Source organism: Actinosynnema mirum DSM 43827 (assembly GCF_000023245.1).
Classification (GTDB): domain Bacteria; phylum Actinomycetota; class Actinomycetes; order Mycobacteriales; family Pseudonocardiaceae; genus Actinosynnema; species Actinosynnema mirum.
On the sequence record NC_013093.1, the window covers coordinates 8,142,040 to 8,154,743 of the forward strand.

Annotated in this window: 12 protein-coding genes and 2 pseudogenes; 8 read left to right on the forward strand and 6 right to left on the reverse strand. The window is 73.5% G+C overall.

Annotated elements, in window-relative coordinates; translation table 11 throughout:
• Positions 1–93 precede the first annotated feature (93 nt).
• Positions 94–960 carry a helix-turn-helix domain-containing protein gene (locus AMIR_RS34695; RefSeq protein ID WP_015805671.1) on the forward strand — a complete coding sequence of 289 codons (867 nt, stop codon included), beginning with the start codon at positions 94–96 and terminating at the stop codon, positions 958–960.
• Positions 961–1,215: a DUF397 domain-containing protein gene (locus AMIR_RS34700; RefSeq protein ID WP_015805672.1), complete on the forward strand. Its 255-nt coding sequence runs from the start codon at positions 961–963 to the stop codon at positions 1,213–1,215.
• Here the strand turns inward: AMIR_RS34700 and AMIR_RS34705 are convergent.
• The 3 genes from AMIR_RS34705 to AMIR_RS34715 are packed head-to-tail and all read right to left on the reverse strand — an operon-like array spanning position 1,190 to position 4,883.
• Positions 1,190–3,022 carry a dynamin family protein gene (locus AMIR_RS34705; protein WP_015805673.1) on the reverse strand — a complete coding sequence of 611 codons (1,833 nt, stop codon included), beginning with the start codon at positions 3,020–3,022 and terminating at the stop codon, positions 1,190–1,192. The two genes, AMIR_RS34700 and AMIR_RS34705, sit on opposite strands and share 26 nt — an antisense overlap.
• Positions 3,019–3,435, reverse strand: a complete 417-nt coding sequence (grpE, locus tag AMIR_RS34710; RefSeq protein ID WP_049797226.1) for a nucleotide exchange factor GrpE — start codon at positions 3,433–3,435, stop codon at positions 3,019–3,021. Before grpE ends, AMIR_RS34705 begins: the two co-directional genes overlap by 4 nt.
• Positions 3,390–4,883, reverse strand: a complete 1,494-nt coding sequence (locus tag AMIR_RS34715) for a dynamin family protein (RefSeq protein ID WP_015805675.1) — start codon at positions 4,881–4,883, stop codon at positions 3,390–3,392. The genes grpE and AMIR_RS34715 overlap by 46 nt, the downstream gene beginning before the upstream one ends.
• Before the next feature lie 239 nt (positions 4,884–5,122).
• Here AMIR_RS34715 and AMIR_RS38580 point away from each other — a divergent pair, with 239 nt between their 5' ends.
• The 3 genes from AMIR_RS38580 (at position 5,123) to AMIR_RS34730 (ending at position 7,957) form a co-directional block, all read left to right on the forward strand.
• The gene (locus AMIR_RS38580; protein ID WP_015805676.1) at positions 5,123–5,890 is read left to right on the forward strand and encodes a hypothetical protein; all 768 of its coding nucleotides are present in this window, start codon (positions 5,123–5,125) and stop codon (positions 5,888–5,890) included.
• A gap of 152 nt (positions 5,891–6,042) precedes the next feature.
• On the forward strand, positions 6,043–7,251 hold the full coding sequence (locus tag AMIR_RS34725) for a sensor histidine kinase (protein WP_015805677.1): 1,209 nt from the start codon (positions 6,043–6,045) through the stop codon (positions 7,249–7,251).
• A gap of 49 nt (positions 7,252–7,300) precedes the next feature.
• A complete protein-coding gene (locus tag AMIR_RS34730) occupies positions 7,301–7,957 on the forward strand; it encodes a response regulator (RefSeq protein WP_015805678.1) in 657 nt (218 codons plus the stop codon).
• 45 nt (positions 7,958–8,002) lie between these two features.
• Here AMIR_RS34730 and AMIR_RS34735 read toward each other — a convergent pair whose 3' ends face one another.
• Positions 8,003–8,911: an SDR family oxidoreductase gene (locus AMIR_RS34735; protein WP_015805679.1), complete on the reverse strand. Its 909-nt coding sequence runs from the start codon at positions 8,909–8,911 to the stop codon at positions 8,003–8,005.
• Between the two features lie 74 nt (positions 8,912–8,985).
• Positions 8,986–9,558, reverse strand: coding sequence for a TetR/AcrR family transcriptional regulator (locus AMIR_RS34740; protein ID WP_015805680.1), 573 nt, complete (start codon positions 9,556–9,558; stop codon positions 8,986–8,988).
• An 85-nt stretch (positions 9,559–9,643) separates the two neighbouring features.
• Here AMIR_RS34740 and AMIR_RS34745 point away from each other — a divergent pair, with 85 nt between their 5' ends.
• From AMIR_RS34745 to AMIR_RS43360, 3 genes and pseudogenes are all read left to right on the forward strand, one after another.
• The gene (locus AMIR_RS34745) at positions 9,644–10,429 is read left to right on the forward strand and encodes an HAD family hydrolase (RefSeq protein ID WP_015805681.1); all 786 of its coding nucleotides are present in this window, start codon (positions 9,644–9,646) and stop codon (positions 10,427–10,429) included.
• 108 nt (positions 10,430–10,537) lie between these two features.
• A pseudogene (locus AMIR_RS34750) lies at positions 10,538–10,786 on the forward strand (Hsp20/alpha crystallin family protein); the annotation flags it as partial.
• 231 nt (positions 10,787–11,017) lie between these two features.
• A pseudogene (locus AMIR_RS43360) lies at positions 11,018–11,299 on the forward strand (Hsp20/alpha crystallin family protein); the annotation flags it as partial.
• Positions 11,300–11,535: 236 nt separating this feature from the next.
• On the opposite strand, the gene AMIR_RS34760 reads toward AMIR_RS43360, so the two are convergent.
• Positions 11,536–12,702 carry a sensor histidine kinase gene (locus tag AMIR_RS34760; RefSeq protein ID WP_015805683.1) on the reverse strand — a complete coding sequence of 389 codons (1,167 nt, stop codon included), beginning with the start codon at positions 12,700–12,702 and terminating at the stop codon, positions 11,536–11,538.
• Between the last annotated feature and the right edge of the window lie 2 nt (positions 12,703–12,704).

Below are 12,704 nucleotides of genomic sequence, written 5' to 3' on the forward strand. Positions count from 1 at the left end.
ACCTGGTTGCATACACGCAACGCGAACCACGCTCAGCTAAAACTTAAGCCAATCATGAGCCCCTTAACCATCGCCCGATGGAGTGGAACACCCATGTCCTCAGTCCGGCCGACAGTCGAGCGGCTGCAACTCGGCGTCAGCCTCACCAGACTCCGAACAGCCGCGCGGAAGTCCCAGAGCGAGGCCGCGAGCGCGATCGACCGCACGGCGGCGCGGCTGAGCCAGGTCGAGAACGGCAAAGGCAGCCTCGGGACGGAGGAACTGCTGAAGCTGCTGGACTTCTACGGCGTCCAGGGCAACGAGCGGAACACGATCCTCGCGCTGGGCACGGCCGCGCGACGGCGGTCGGTGAGGCGCGGGTACGTCGACACGCTGCCGGAACCGTTCCAGCGCCTGGTGGAGATGCAGGTCGCCGCGAGCCGGATCAGCTGGTACGAGTGCGGTGTGATCCCCGGTCTGGTGCAGTCGCCGGACTACGTGCAGGCGATCATGGCGCTGTCGAACTCGATCTACTGGGAGCCGTCGGAGGAGGAGACCGGCAACCGGATCTCGTTCCGGCTGGACCACCAGCGCCGCGTGCTGGAGTGCGGCGGGCCCAAGGACATCACGGTCATCTTCACCGAGGACTCCTTGCAGCACACCGTGGGCAGCACCTCGGTGATGCGCGGGCAGGTGCTGCACCTGCTGCAGTTGCTGGAGCGGCACGAGAACCTGACGATCCGGGTCGTGCTGAACAGCGCGGTGGACAACCCCGCCCTCGGCGGCGGGCTGGTGCTGCTGGACTTCCAGGAATCGTCACCGGTCAGCTTCGCCCCGCTGCTCTACGGACCGTGCACCTACTACGATCAGGCCGAAGACCTCGCAACGATGCAACGGATGTACCTCCGGGTCGAGGAACTGGCGCTCAGCCGAGAGAGAACCCGAGAACTGCTGATCGACCTGGTGAGGAAGGACGCGTAGATGACCCGCGACACGGGCTGGTTTACGAGCAGCTACAGCTCGGGGGGCAGCAACGCTTGCGTGGAGGTCCGGTTCACCGAGGACGCGACCTGGCACAAGAGCACCCACAGCTCCGCGGGCAGCAACGGCTGCGTCGAGGTCCAGCACTCGGGTTCCACCGTCGGCGTCCGGGACTCCAAGAACCCCGCCGGTCCCACGTTCCGGTTCAGCGCCTCGTCCTGGTCGGCGTTCACGCGCGGTCTCGCACGGCCCTGATCCGGGCCAGCAGCTCGTCCACCTTCACGCGCCCCGCGCGCAGCTCCGCCGCCTGCCTCGTCGCCGCCTGGACCGCGCGGGTGCGCTCGCCCGCCTCCATGCGCAGCGCGCGGTCCACCTCGCGCAGCTCCGCCTCGATCGCCTCGACCCGCTTGGCGAGCGCGTCGTCCAGCGCCAGCGACAGCTGCTGCTCGACCTCGATCAGCTGCTCGGCCACCAGCTGGTCCAGGGTGGACCGCGCGTCGGCGATCGAGTCCGACAGCCACTGCTTGATGTGCTGCTTGTCCGCCGAGTGCTTGCGCGTGCGCGCCATCCACCACCCCGCGCCCAGCCCGATCACCAGCGTCGCGGGCAGCACGACCGGGTTCAGCGCGCCGATGCCCAGGCCCGCCAGCGGCAGCGCGGCCAGCCTGCCCGCGCCCAGCCCGCCCGAGATGCCCATGAACACCAGCAGCTTGTCCTCGGCGGTGGGCGTGCGCTTCTCCGGCGGGCGCAGCACGATCGGCGGGGTGACGCCCCGCGCGAACTGGCCCCGGATCACCGCCATCTCGTCCGGCGTGAACAGGTCCGCCAGCGCCAGGTCCGCGACCTTGCCCAACCGGTGCCCCAGCCCCGCGCTGATCCGGGACGACACGACCTGCAGCGCCGCGTCCACCTGACCCGGCAGCGCCACCAGCTGGTCCCGGTCGGCGGCGTCGATCGCGGTGCGGAACCACGTCTGGAGGTCCCGCACCTGCCTGGCCACCTCGTGGTTGCCCTCCACGCGCGCCCGCTGCACCTCGCCGCGCAGCTTGACCTGCCAGCTCCGCGTGGACGACCTGCGCTGCGAGTTCAGCTCGTCGCGCCGCCCCCGCAGCACCTCGGCCTGCTCCTCGCCCGCCGACAGCGCCCGCAGGTCCGCCTCGGCCACGGCCACCAGCTCGTCCAGCACGGTGGCGAGCGCGCGCAGCCCGTTCGCCTCGCCGAGCATCGCGGCCCGGCCGACCACCAGCTCCTGCAGCGCCGCCTGGAGCTCCGCGACGCCGGAGCGCTCGCGCAGCATGGCCGCCGCGTCCGGGTTCGGGGCCTTCGCGGCCATCTCGAACATCCGCGCCGACACCGGGTGGAACACCGCCCCGGCGAACCTCGGCGCGTGCTGCGCCAGCAGCGCCCGGTCCGCCTCGACCACCTCGCGCCACCCCCGGAACTGGTCGACCTTGGTCAGCGCGAACACGACCGTCTCGACCCGCTCGCCGACCGAGCGCAGGAACTCCAGCTCGCCCCTGGTGAACGGCGCGGAGGCGTCCACGACGAACAGCAGCGCCGTCGCGTCCGCCGCCGCCTCGGCCGCCAGCTCGCCGTGCGCGGTGTCCAGCCCGCCGACACCGGGGGTGTCCACGATCGTGAGCCGCTCCAGCAGCGGGATCGGGGCGTCCACCTCCACCGACCTCGGCGGCAGCGCGCCCTCGGGCAGCTCGTGCGCGGCGGACACCCAGGCGATGAGCTGGGAGCGGTCGAACTCGACCGGCGGGGCGCCGCCCGCGTAGCGCGCGCGGCACGCCCACCGCTCGCCGTGGCCGAGCACCAGGTACGCGGCGGTGGCGACCTCGGCGTCCACCGGGGACAGGCCGGGCGTCGCGAGCAGGGCGTTGACCAGGGAGCTCTTGCCCCGGTTGGTCTCGCCGACCACGACGACCGACGCCTTCCCGCCGCGCCGGGTGTCCACGAACGCGGCGGCGGCCGGGTCGACCGAGCGCACCAGCTCGGTCAGCTTCTCCCGCGTCCGGCGGACGAGCTGCGGCAGCGGCAGCGGCTGCGGGGCGGTCATCGGGCCGTGTAGACGATGACGATCGGCGCGCGGAGCGTGCGCCCGCGATCGGCGAAGCCGACCACCTCGGTCTCGGCGACCAGGCCGTCGAGCGTGACGTCGTCGGTGGGCACCACGCCGCCCGCCTCGTGGACGGACGGGTCGAACCGCTCGCCGTCCGGCCGCAGGGCGGTCACGCCGATGGCCGACAGGCCCTCCTCGATGCGCTCGACGACGCCCGAGCTGCGGGCGCGGTCCAGCGCGTACAGGCACAGCTGGACCAGGGCGCGCCGCTCGGCGAGCGCCTGGTCGAGCAGTTCACCCGCGATGGTCTCCACGTCCGGCTCCGACGCCCCCCGGACCGGTTCCGTTCCACCGCCGCCCCACGTCATCGCCGCCCCCGCACCCGCTGGTGCCCCCGCACCTGCTGCCAGATCAAGAAGTACGCCCGGTGCACGACGTGCGCGACCCGGCTCTGCGCGGGTGTCGCCCCGAACGAGGCGAACGAGCGCCACCACCCGGCGCGCTCCAGCGCGTACGCCGCCACCGCCTCGGGCGGCCTGCCCACCATGCCCAGCTGCTCCACCGGGTCGGGCGAGACGCCGAACCGCAGGACCTCCTCGGCCAGGTCGACCGGCATCCCGACCGCGCCCGACGCGACCAGGGTCAGCGCCTCCAGCAGCCGCAGCTGGTGCGCCTCCGGCTTGGCCAGCAGCACCTCGATGGCGTTGTGCACGCGCTGCCGCTCGTTCGGGTCGCCGGACGCGGCGGCGAGCGCGCTCACCGAGGCGAGCGCGGCGGCGGCCTTGATGCCGTCGGCGCGGGCGCGGAACACCGCGTTGAGCTTGCCGCGCACCCCGTCCAGCCCGGACGCGTCGAGCAGCTTGCGGCGCAGCGCGCCCGCCGTGATGGCCGGTTCGGCGTCCACCGCCTCCAGCGCGGTGCGCACGCCGTGCAGGTCCAGCCGCTCCAGCAGCCTGGCCCTGGCGCCCTGCGGGACGTCGCACTCCCAGGCGGTGAACAGGTCGGCGGACATCAGCATGGTCTCGCGGGTCGCCGGGTCCAGCTCGGCGAGCTTGCGCAGCGCGTCGGCGTCGGCCGAGGAGAAGCCGCCGGTCTCGGCGGACTCGGCGACCAGCCCGATGACCGGCAGCACGTCGGCGACCCTGGGCTTGAGCGTCCTGGCCTGCCGCTCGGCGAGCAGCAGGGCGGCCTTCCACACGTCGCCGTCCGCGCCGTCCACGGTCTCGGGGGCGATGGTGTCGGCCTTGTTGAGCACGGCGATCGCGTTGGCCGGGCCCGCCTCGCGGCCCGCGGTCGCGGCGGTGAACGCGGCCAGCGCCTGCCGGTCGTCCACGCGCACGCCCTGCGTGAAGACGTAGAGGACGGCCTCGGCGCCCGCGACCGCGCCCCTGGACACCGGGTCGAGCCCGCTCTGGTGCAGCACGGCCTCGGTGCGGGCGACCGAGTCGGCGTCGAGCGAGCCGAGGCCGGGGGTGTCGATGACGGTGAGGTCGCGCAGCACCGCGTTGGTCAGGAACGCCTCGACGTGCGAGACGGTCGCGAGGTCGACGCCCAGCTGGGCGGGCACCATGCCCTCCGCGTCGAACGGGAGCACCTGCTTGCGGCCGTCGGTGAGGACGACCTCGACCCGGTCGACCGTGCCGTACTGGTAGCGGGTGACCAGGCGGGTGCACTCGCCGACGTCGGTCGGCGCGACGCGGCGGCCGATCAGCGCGTTGACCAGCGTGGACTTGCCGGACTTGATGCGCCCGGCGACCGCGACCTGGAGCGGCGCGGCCAGCCTGGCGAGCACGCCGCGCAGTCCGGCGGCGGTGCGCGGGGAGACGTGCGGGGCCAGACCTGTGCACAGCGACGCCACAGCCGCAGAGAGCGGACCCGCGTACCTCGCCTGACCTGTCACCCCCGAATCGTGCCACGTCCGAACGGCTGACACCCCGGAACGGTTGCCGCCGCCAGGTTTCCCGAGCCCCGCCATAACCGCTGCTGATCGTCGCTGGACCGGTCGGCTGTCCGCCCGAACGGGAATCGGGTTACACCCCCGCGAGTCACGGGTACACGACTCACCGTGAGCGTCGGGTAGAGAGAGGCTGTGGAGACATGGACCAGGGGTATGCCGTGTTCCTGCTGCTCGGTGTGGTGCTGGTGCTGATCGACGGCCAGTTGATCTACCGGAGCGGTCGGGGCTACATGAACCGGGCTTACGGCGACCCGGAGGCGGCGGCGTCGATGACGCGGCTGGCGACCGTGCTGTTCCACCTCGTGATGTTCGGGCTGCTGGCGCTGGTCTCGCTGATCACGCCGGACACGGGGAACCCCGTGCAGAACGTGGTGGTGCAGCTCGGGATCATGCTGCTGGTGCTGGCGGCGGTGCACGCCGCGACGATGGTGATCCTGGCGCGTATCCGCGACCGGCAGATCCAGCAGCAGCTCGCGGACGAGATGGCGCGGGAGAGCAGGCGGTTCGAGCAGGAGAACGGCCCGGTGGGGCTGCGCAAGCGCATCGTCGAGCGGACCACGCCGGGCCCGGAGGCCGCGCCGGTGGCGCAGGAGCCGCTCCCGGCGCCGACCACCCCCGCGCAGGGCGTCCAGCAGCCGCTGGTGGCCGAGCCGGAGACGCCGCGCGGCAGCACCCCGCCGTCCGGGCTCCCGCAGCCGGGCGCGGCCCAGGCAGGCGTGCCCCGGCCCGTGACGCCCCAGCCCGTGACGCCGCAGGCCGGTGTCCCCCAGACCGGTGCGCCCCAGACGCCCGCGCCGAGGGCGGCCGAGCAGCCGGTGGCGCAGCCGTCCGTCGTGGAGCAGTCCGAGGTGGCCGCGCAGCGGGCCGAGCACAAGGCCGACCCGTTCACCGTGCACACCAAGCGGTAGCTCAAGAGCAGGCCCGGTGACCCCGGTCGAGCGGTTCGACGAATCGCTCGACCGGGGTCAACCCGTGGTAGGAGGGGGGCTCAGACCGCAGCGCGACGCGGCGGTCGCGGGCTCTGCCTAACCTGGTCCACGTGCGGCAGCTGAGCATGTGGATGCGAGCGCACCCCGCGTTCGGGGACACCCTGATCGCCGGGGTGCTCTTCATGTTCGACCTGCTCACCCTCGCCGCCGCCGGCCTGCCGTACCAGGTCCCTGGGGAGAGCGGCGGGGTCGTGACGTCCGGGGTGTCCGGCGCGGCCTGGCTCACCGTGCTGGTGCTGATGATCGGCCCGCTGCCGGTGCGCCGCAGGTACCCGAGGACGACCAGCGCCCTCATCCTGCTGGGCGCCTGGGTCCAGCTGTTCACCCACGGCACCGTGGACGACGCGGGCGGGCTGCCGCTCCGGCCCGCCGACATGGCGCTCGCCGTCGCGCTCTACACGATGGTCGTGTTCGTGGGCAGGCGGCCGAGCCTGCTCTACCTGGCCGCGCTGTCGGTGGGCAGCGTCCTGTGGGCGGTGACCGCCATGGGCGGCCCCGCGGGCGTCATGATGCTGTTCGTCATCGCCCCGGTGTTCGGGTTCAGCTGGGCGCTGGGCGAGTTCGTCGGCGCGCGCCGCGCCTACCACTCCGAGTTGGAGCAGCGGCTCCAGCTGCTGGAGCTGGAGCGCGGGCAGCAGGCCAGGATCGCGGTGGGCGAGGAGCGGTCGCGGATCGCCAGGGAGCTGCACGACGTGGTGGCGCACGCGGTGAGCGTGATGGTGGTGCAGGCCGACGGCGCCGGGTACGCGATCCGGACGCAGCCCGAGCTGGCCGAGGCCGCCGTGCGCACCATCTCCGACACCGGGCGGCAGGCGCTGGCCGAGCTGCGCAGGCTGCTGGGCGTGCTGCGCAGCGAGGACGGGTCCGGCACGCAGTGGGCGCCGCAGCCGGGCGCGGGCGACCTGCGGGAGCTGACCGAGGCGCTGCGCGCGTCCGGGCTGCCGGTGACGCTCGTGGTCGGCGGCGACCTGGGCGTGCTGCCCGCCGGGCTCGGGCTGGGCGTGTACCGGATCGTGCAGGAGGCGCTGACCAACACGCTCAAGCACGCGGGCAGCGGGGCGAGCGCGGTGGTGCGGGTGGACTGCGGTCCGGAGCGGGTGCTGGTCGAGGTGGTGGACGACGGCTTCGGCACGCCCCACGACCTGGTGGAGCTGTCCGGCGGCAACGGGCTGATCGGGATGAGGGAGCGGGCCGGGGTGCTGGGGGGTCGGCTGGAGGCCGGGCCCAACCCCGGAGGCGGGTGGCGGGTCAGGGTCGACCTGCCGCTCGTGCCCGCGTGAGCGGTGTTCGCGGAGCCGGCGCTCCGGCGGGGACCTAAGGTGGCTGACCATGATCCAGGTGTTGCTCGTCGACGACCAGGAGCTCATGCGGATGGGTTTCCGCATGGTGCTCAACGCGCAGGAGGACATCAGCGTCGTCGGTGAGGCGGGGGACGGGCTCGACGCCGTGCACATGGCCGAGCAGCTGCGCCCCGACGTGGTGCTGATGGACGTGCGGATGCCCGTGCTCGACGGGGTCGAGGCGACCAAGCGGATCACCGAGGCCGGGACGGCGCGGGTGCTGGTCATGACCACGTTCGACATGGACGAGTACGCGCTGTCCGCGCTGCGCAGCGGGGCCAGCGGGTTCCTGCTCAAGGACACGCCGCCCGCCGACCTGGTGTCGGCGCTGCGGGCGGTGGCCAGCGGGGACGCCGTGGTGTCGCCGAGCGTCACCAAGCGGCTGCTGGGGCGGTTCCTCGGCGAGGGCGGCGGGACGCTGCGCGACGCGTCGGTGCTGGACGCGCTGACCGAGCGGGAGCGCGAGGTGCTGGTGCTGATCGCCAAGGGCATGTCGAACACGGAGATCGCGCGGAAGCTGTTCCTGTCCGAGGCGACGGTGAAGACGCACGTGGGGCGCATCCTGGCGAAGCTGGAGCTGCGGGACCGGGTGCAGGCGGTGGTGCTGGCCTACGAGACCGGGCTGGTGCGGCCGGGCGACGTGTGAGCGCCGGTCCGGCGGCCCTCGGTCGGGCCGCCGGACCGGTGTGGTCTAGCGGTAGTCCTCGGCGTCGAAGTCCTCAGGGGCGCGCTCGGGCTTCACGACGTCGTCGTTCCAGCGGCCCCAGTCCGGCCTGGAGCCGTCCAGGTCGGTGAAGCCGTACTCGCGCATGAGCGTCCAGGACGCGAGCGCCTGGCCGGTGAACCGGTGCTTGTCCGGGTCGGCGGCCAGCGCGGCCAGGCCCCGGCCCAGGTAGTGCGGGGTCTCCGACAGGGCGTAGTGCGGTTCCTTGGCGATCGCGTCGCGCCAGGTGGCCTCGGTGACGCCGAAGTGCTCCAGCATCTGCTCCGAGCGCAGGAAGCCGGGGGTGGCGGCGACCGAGGTGCAGCCGTGCGGCTCCAGCTCCTTGGCCAGCACCCGGCCGAAGCGGCGGATCGCGACCTTGACCGAGTCGTAGGCCAGGGTGCCGGGGTAGTGGTCGTCGGTGTCGCCGTCGGTGACCTCGACCAGCAGGCCCCCCGGCCTGCGGATCAGCAGCGGCAGCAGGCGGTGCAGGGAGACGAGGTGCGCGCGGACGCTGTTGTCCCACATGCGCAGCTGGGCTTCGAGGTCCTGCTCCCAGAAGGGGGCGAACTCGACGTCCAGCTCGCCGCCCCAGACGTCGTCGACGAGGACGTCGAGCTGCCCGCCGCGCTCGGCCTCGATCCGGTCGCGGAACGCGTCCACGTCGGCGGGGTCGGTGAAGTCGCAGCGCACCGCGATGCCGGCGCCACCGGCGGCGGTGACCAGCTCGGCGGTCTCCTCGATGGTCTCGGCGCGGCCGATCGGCGACCGGCTCTCGCGGGTGGTGCGCCCGCCGACGAACACCGTGGCGCCCGCGGCGCCCAGCTCGACCGCGATCGCCCGGCCCGCGCCGCGCGTCGCGCCGGTGACCGCGGCGACCTTGCCCTTCAAAGTCATGCTCTCCCCTTGTCGTTCGGTGGCCGTGCTCAGGTGGCCGTGCTCGGGTGGCCGTGCTCGGGTGGCCGACCCGGTCAGGGGCGTCCCCAGGCGTCCAGCACCGCGTCCACGTCGTGGAGCATCCGGTCGACCAGCCCGCCGTCCGGCCGGATCGACCAGTCCAGGGTCGCGCCGGAGACCAGGGCGTGCAGCACCCGCGCCGCCCGGCCCGGTTCCGGCGCGCCCGGCAGGTCGACCGCAGCGACCAGGTCGCGCAGGGCGGTCTCGATCGCGACGTGCAGGTCGGCGAGCAGGGCGCGCAGTGCCGGGTCCATGAGGTCCACGCCCAGCTGGGCGAGGTGGTTGCCCGCCGTCGCCGGGTCCGGGGCGCCCTCGAAGAACCAGGAGGTGAGGGCGGCCCTGAGGCCCTCCAGGGGCGGCAGCCCCTCGGCGGCGGCGCGCATCCGGTCGCCCACCTGGGTGATCTCGCGCCTGCTCAGGGCCTGGAGCAGGCCGCTCTTGGAGCCGAACCGGGCGGCGAGGGTGCCGACGGAGACCTTCGCCTCGGCGGCGACCTGGGCCATCGTGAAGTCCGGGCCCTCGCGGCTGATGACGTCGCCGGTCGCCTTCAGGAGGCGTTCGTCGGTGATGGACTTGGGGCGGGCCACGCGAGTTATTGAACCACGGTTCATTAACCGGGGCCAGTGGCCGTGCCAGCGAATTTCCCGAGGAAAGCTCACTTAAGGTGGCCGGATGGAGCGGACACCTCGCCTGATCGCGCTGGACATCGACGGAACCCTCGTGCCGACCGGGAGCGACGAGGTCTCGCCCGCCGTCCTGGACGCGGTCGGGCGGGCGGTCGCGGGCGGGGCGCGGGTGGTGCTGTCCACCGGGCGGAGCGTGCTCGGGACCCTGGGCGTGGCCGGGCGGCTCGGGGTGGGCGGGACGCTGCTGTGCTCGAACGGGGCGGTGTGGTGGGACGTCCGGGCGGGGGCGGCGGTCCGGCGGTCGGCGTTCGACGCGGCGGCGGCGCTGGCGGTGCTGCGGGAGGCGCTGCCGGGGGCGGTGTTCGCGAGCGAGGTCGTCGGGGTGGGGAGCCTGGCGCTCGGGCGGTGGGCCGAGGGGGACCTGTCCGGGGACGTGCGGGAGGTCGGGGTCGGGGAGTTCACCGCGGAGCCGACGTCGCGGCTGGTCGCGCGGTGGGTGGGGCGGGAGCCGGGGGAGCTGGCGGCGCGGATGTCCGGGATCAGGCTGCCCGGCGCCACGTGGACCTCGGACCACGTGGAGGCGTGGTTGACCGTGGTGCCCGAGGGGGTGTCGAAGGGGGCCGAGCTGGAGCGGTTGCGGCGGGAGCTCGGGGTCGACCCGGCGGACACGGCGGCGATCGGCGACGGGCACAACGACGTGGCGATGCTGCGGTGGGCCGGGTGCGGGGTGGCCATGGGGCAGGCGCCCGAGGAGGTGCGCGCGGCGGCCGACGTGGTGACCGGGACGTTGGCGGAGGACGGGGTGGCGGCGGCGCTGGGGCGGTGGTTCTGAGATTTGTCGTCCTTTGGACGACGGGCGGGGTTGTCAACGGTGTGATGACGTAGTAGCCTTGGTGGCACAGCGCATTGACCGGTAGTCGATACGTGGAGGTGGTTCTCGATGTTGATGCGCACCGACCCCTTCCGTGAGCTGGACCGCTTCGCGCAGCAGGTGCTGCGGGGCGCGGGTGGCCTCGGGTCCGGTGGACAGGGCGGCACGTGGTCGCGGCCGGCGATGATGCCGATGGACGCCTACCGGGTCGGGGACGAGTTCGTGGTGGAGTTCGACCTGCCGGGGGTGGCGGCGGACGCGATCGAGCTGGACGTGGAGCGGAACGTGCTCACGGTGAAGGCCGAGCGCAGGCCGAACCACCTGGGGCGGGGTGTGGCCGGCGGTTCGCGGGCGGGTGCCGCGAGGGGTGGGGCTGCGGGCGCGGGTGCTTCGCAGGCCGGCTCCGCAGAGGCTGGCACTTCGCGGGCGGACGCTGCGTGGACTGGTGCTGCGGGCCCCGAGGCAGGCGACCGGGGGACCGGGCAGCCGAGCGCGGCCAGGCAGTCGGGTGCGGCCGGGCAGCCGAGCGAGGTCGAGCAGTCGGGCGTGGCCGAGATGGTGGTGTCGGAGCGACCGCTGGGCGTGTTCTCCCGGCAGCTGTTCCTGGGCGACGCCCTGGACGCGGAGAACATCCGCGCCGACTACGACGCGGGTGTCCTGACCCTGCGCATCCCGATCGCCGAGCGCACGAAGCCGAGGAAGATCGCGATCGGCAGCGCGGGCGACCGCAGCGCCGACCACGGTGCCAGGCACACCGACCGCACCACGGTCGACGCCACGCACGTGGACCACAAGGAGCTCAGCTCCGAGAGCGCGCAGACCAGCGCTTGAGGGCGGGCCGACGCCTGACACCCAGCTGATTGGCACGAGCACCCGCACGGGGAGCAGCACGCGCGGTCCAAACAAGGGCTGTGCGGAAACATCGGGGAACAAGTCGAACACGCACACGGGTACCGGGACTCCGCGCGGGTCCCGGTACCCGTACGTGTTCCGGATCCGGCCGGTTGTCCGACTGGTGCGAGTCCCCTGTGCGCGAATCCCGCGAGCCAGGTTCGCCGTGCTGCGTGTCAGTCGTTGGAGACCGGGATCTCGGCTCGGACCTCCCAGCCGCCGGTGGGGCGTGGGCCCGCGGTGAAGGTGCCGCCGAGGAGTTCCGCGCGTTCGCGCATCCCGACCAGGCCGTAGCCGCTGGAGCCGGTCAGCGGGGACGTGCGCTGGCGGCCGTCGTCGGCCACGCGCACCCGCACCGCCGAGCCGTCGCTGGTGACCTCCACGTCGACGCGCGTCACGCCGTCCGCGTGCTTCCTGGTGTTCGTCAGCGACTCCTGCACCAGCCGCAGCACCGACCGGGCCAGTGCGACCGGGAACTCGCCGGGCAGGTCGACGCTCAGCCGCACCGGTTGGCCCGACTTCTCCGCCACCGCGCGCACGTCGTCGGCCAGGCCGCTCTCCGTCGCCTCCGGGGCCGCCGCCTCCGAGTCGCGCAGCGTGCCGACCAGTCGCCGCATCGCCGTCAGCGCCTCGTTCCCGCTGGTCACGATGATCGGCAGCACTTCCTGCGCCGCGTGCGGCACCGCCTGGGCCGCCTGGGCGTGCACGACGATGCCGGTCACGTAGTGCGCCACCACGTCGTGCAGCTCCCTGGCCAGCGCCATCCGCTCCGCGTGCTGCGCCGCCGCCACCTCGGCCCGCACCGCCGTCGCCCGCTCCCGGTCGCGCGCCCGGAAGTACAGGCCCGTGCCCACGGCCAGCGCCAGCAGGATCACCGTGACCACGGCGTTCGGCAGCAGGCTGGGCTCGGCCGGGAAGTGGTCCGGGTACCTGACCCAGTAGTTCGGGCGGATGTAGTACTCGGCGACCCCGGCGGCCACCAGCACCACCAGGGCGACCGTCGAGCGCCAGACCTTCTCCTGCCGCACCACGATGGCCGCCATCGCCATCATCGCCCCGAGCTCGACCACGGTCAGCGCGCCCAGCAGCGACGGACCGGGCGTCGCGCCCGCCGCGCGCATCAGCACGGAGGACGCCACCAGCGCGGTCGCGGCGGCGAGCACCGCGTCGAACGGCTTGCGCGGGGACACCACGGCCAGCGCGGCGAGCGACAGCGACCCGATCAGGTTCGACCAGGCGGGTCCCTCGCCCTGCGCTTGGAGCAGCAGGAACATCACCAGGACGCTCGCCAGCGGCCACTGCCGTCGGGCCAGTGCCCGCCATTCGAGGTTGGTGCCCTCCACGG

Coding starts and splice junctions, on each gene's coding strand:
- AMIR_RS34695 (WP_015805671.1), top strand. CDS start 94: ATGTCCTCAGTCCGGCCGACAGTCGAGCGGCTGCAACTCGGCGTCAGC.
- AMIR_RS34700 (WP_015805672.1), top strand. CDS start 961: ATGACCCGCGACACGGGCTGGTTTACGAGCAGCTACAGCTCGGGGGGC.
- AMIR_RS34705 (WP_015805673.1), bottom strand. CDS start 3,022: ATGACCGCCCCGCAGCCGCTGCCGCTGCCGCAGCTCGTCCGCCGGACG.
- AMIR_RS38580 (WP_015805676.1), top strand. CDS start 5,123: ATGGACCAGGGGTATGCCGTGTTCCTGCTGCTCGGTGTGGTGCTGGTG.
- AMIR_RS34725 (WP_015805677.1), top strand. CDS start 6,043: ATGCGAGCGCACCCCGCGTTCGGGGACACCCTGATCGCCGGGGTGCTC.
- AMIR_RS34730 (WP_015805678.1), top strand. CDS start 7,301: ATGATCCAGGTGTTGCTCGTCGACGACCAGGAGCTCATGCGGATGGGT.
- AMIR_RS34735 (WP_015805679.1), bottom strand. CDS start 8,911: ATGACTTTGAAGGGCAAGGTCGCCGCGGTCACCGGCGCGACGCGCGGC.
- AMIR_RS34745 (WP_015805681.1), top strand. CDS start 9,644: ATGGAGCGGACACCTCGCCTGATCGCGCTGGACATCGACGGAACCCTC.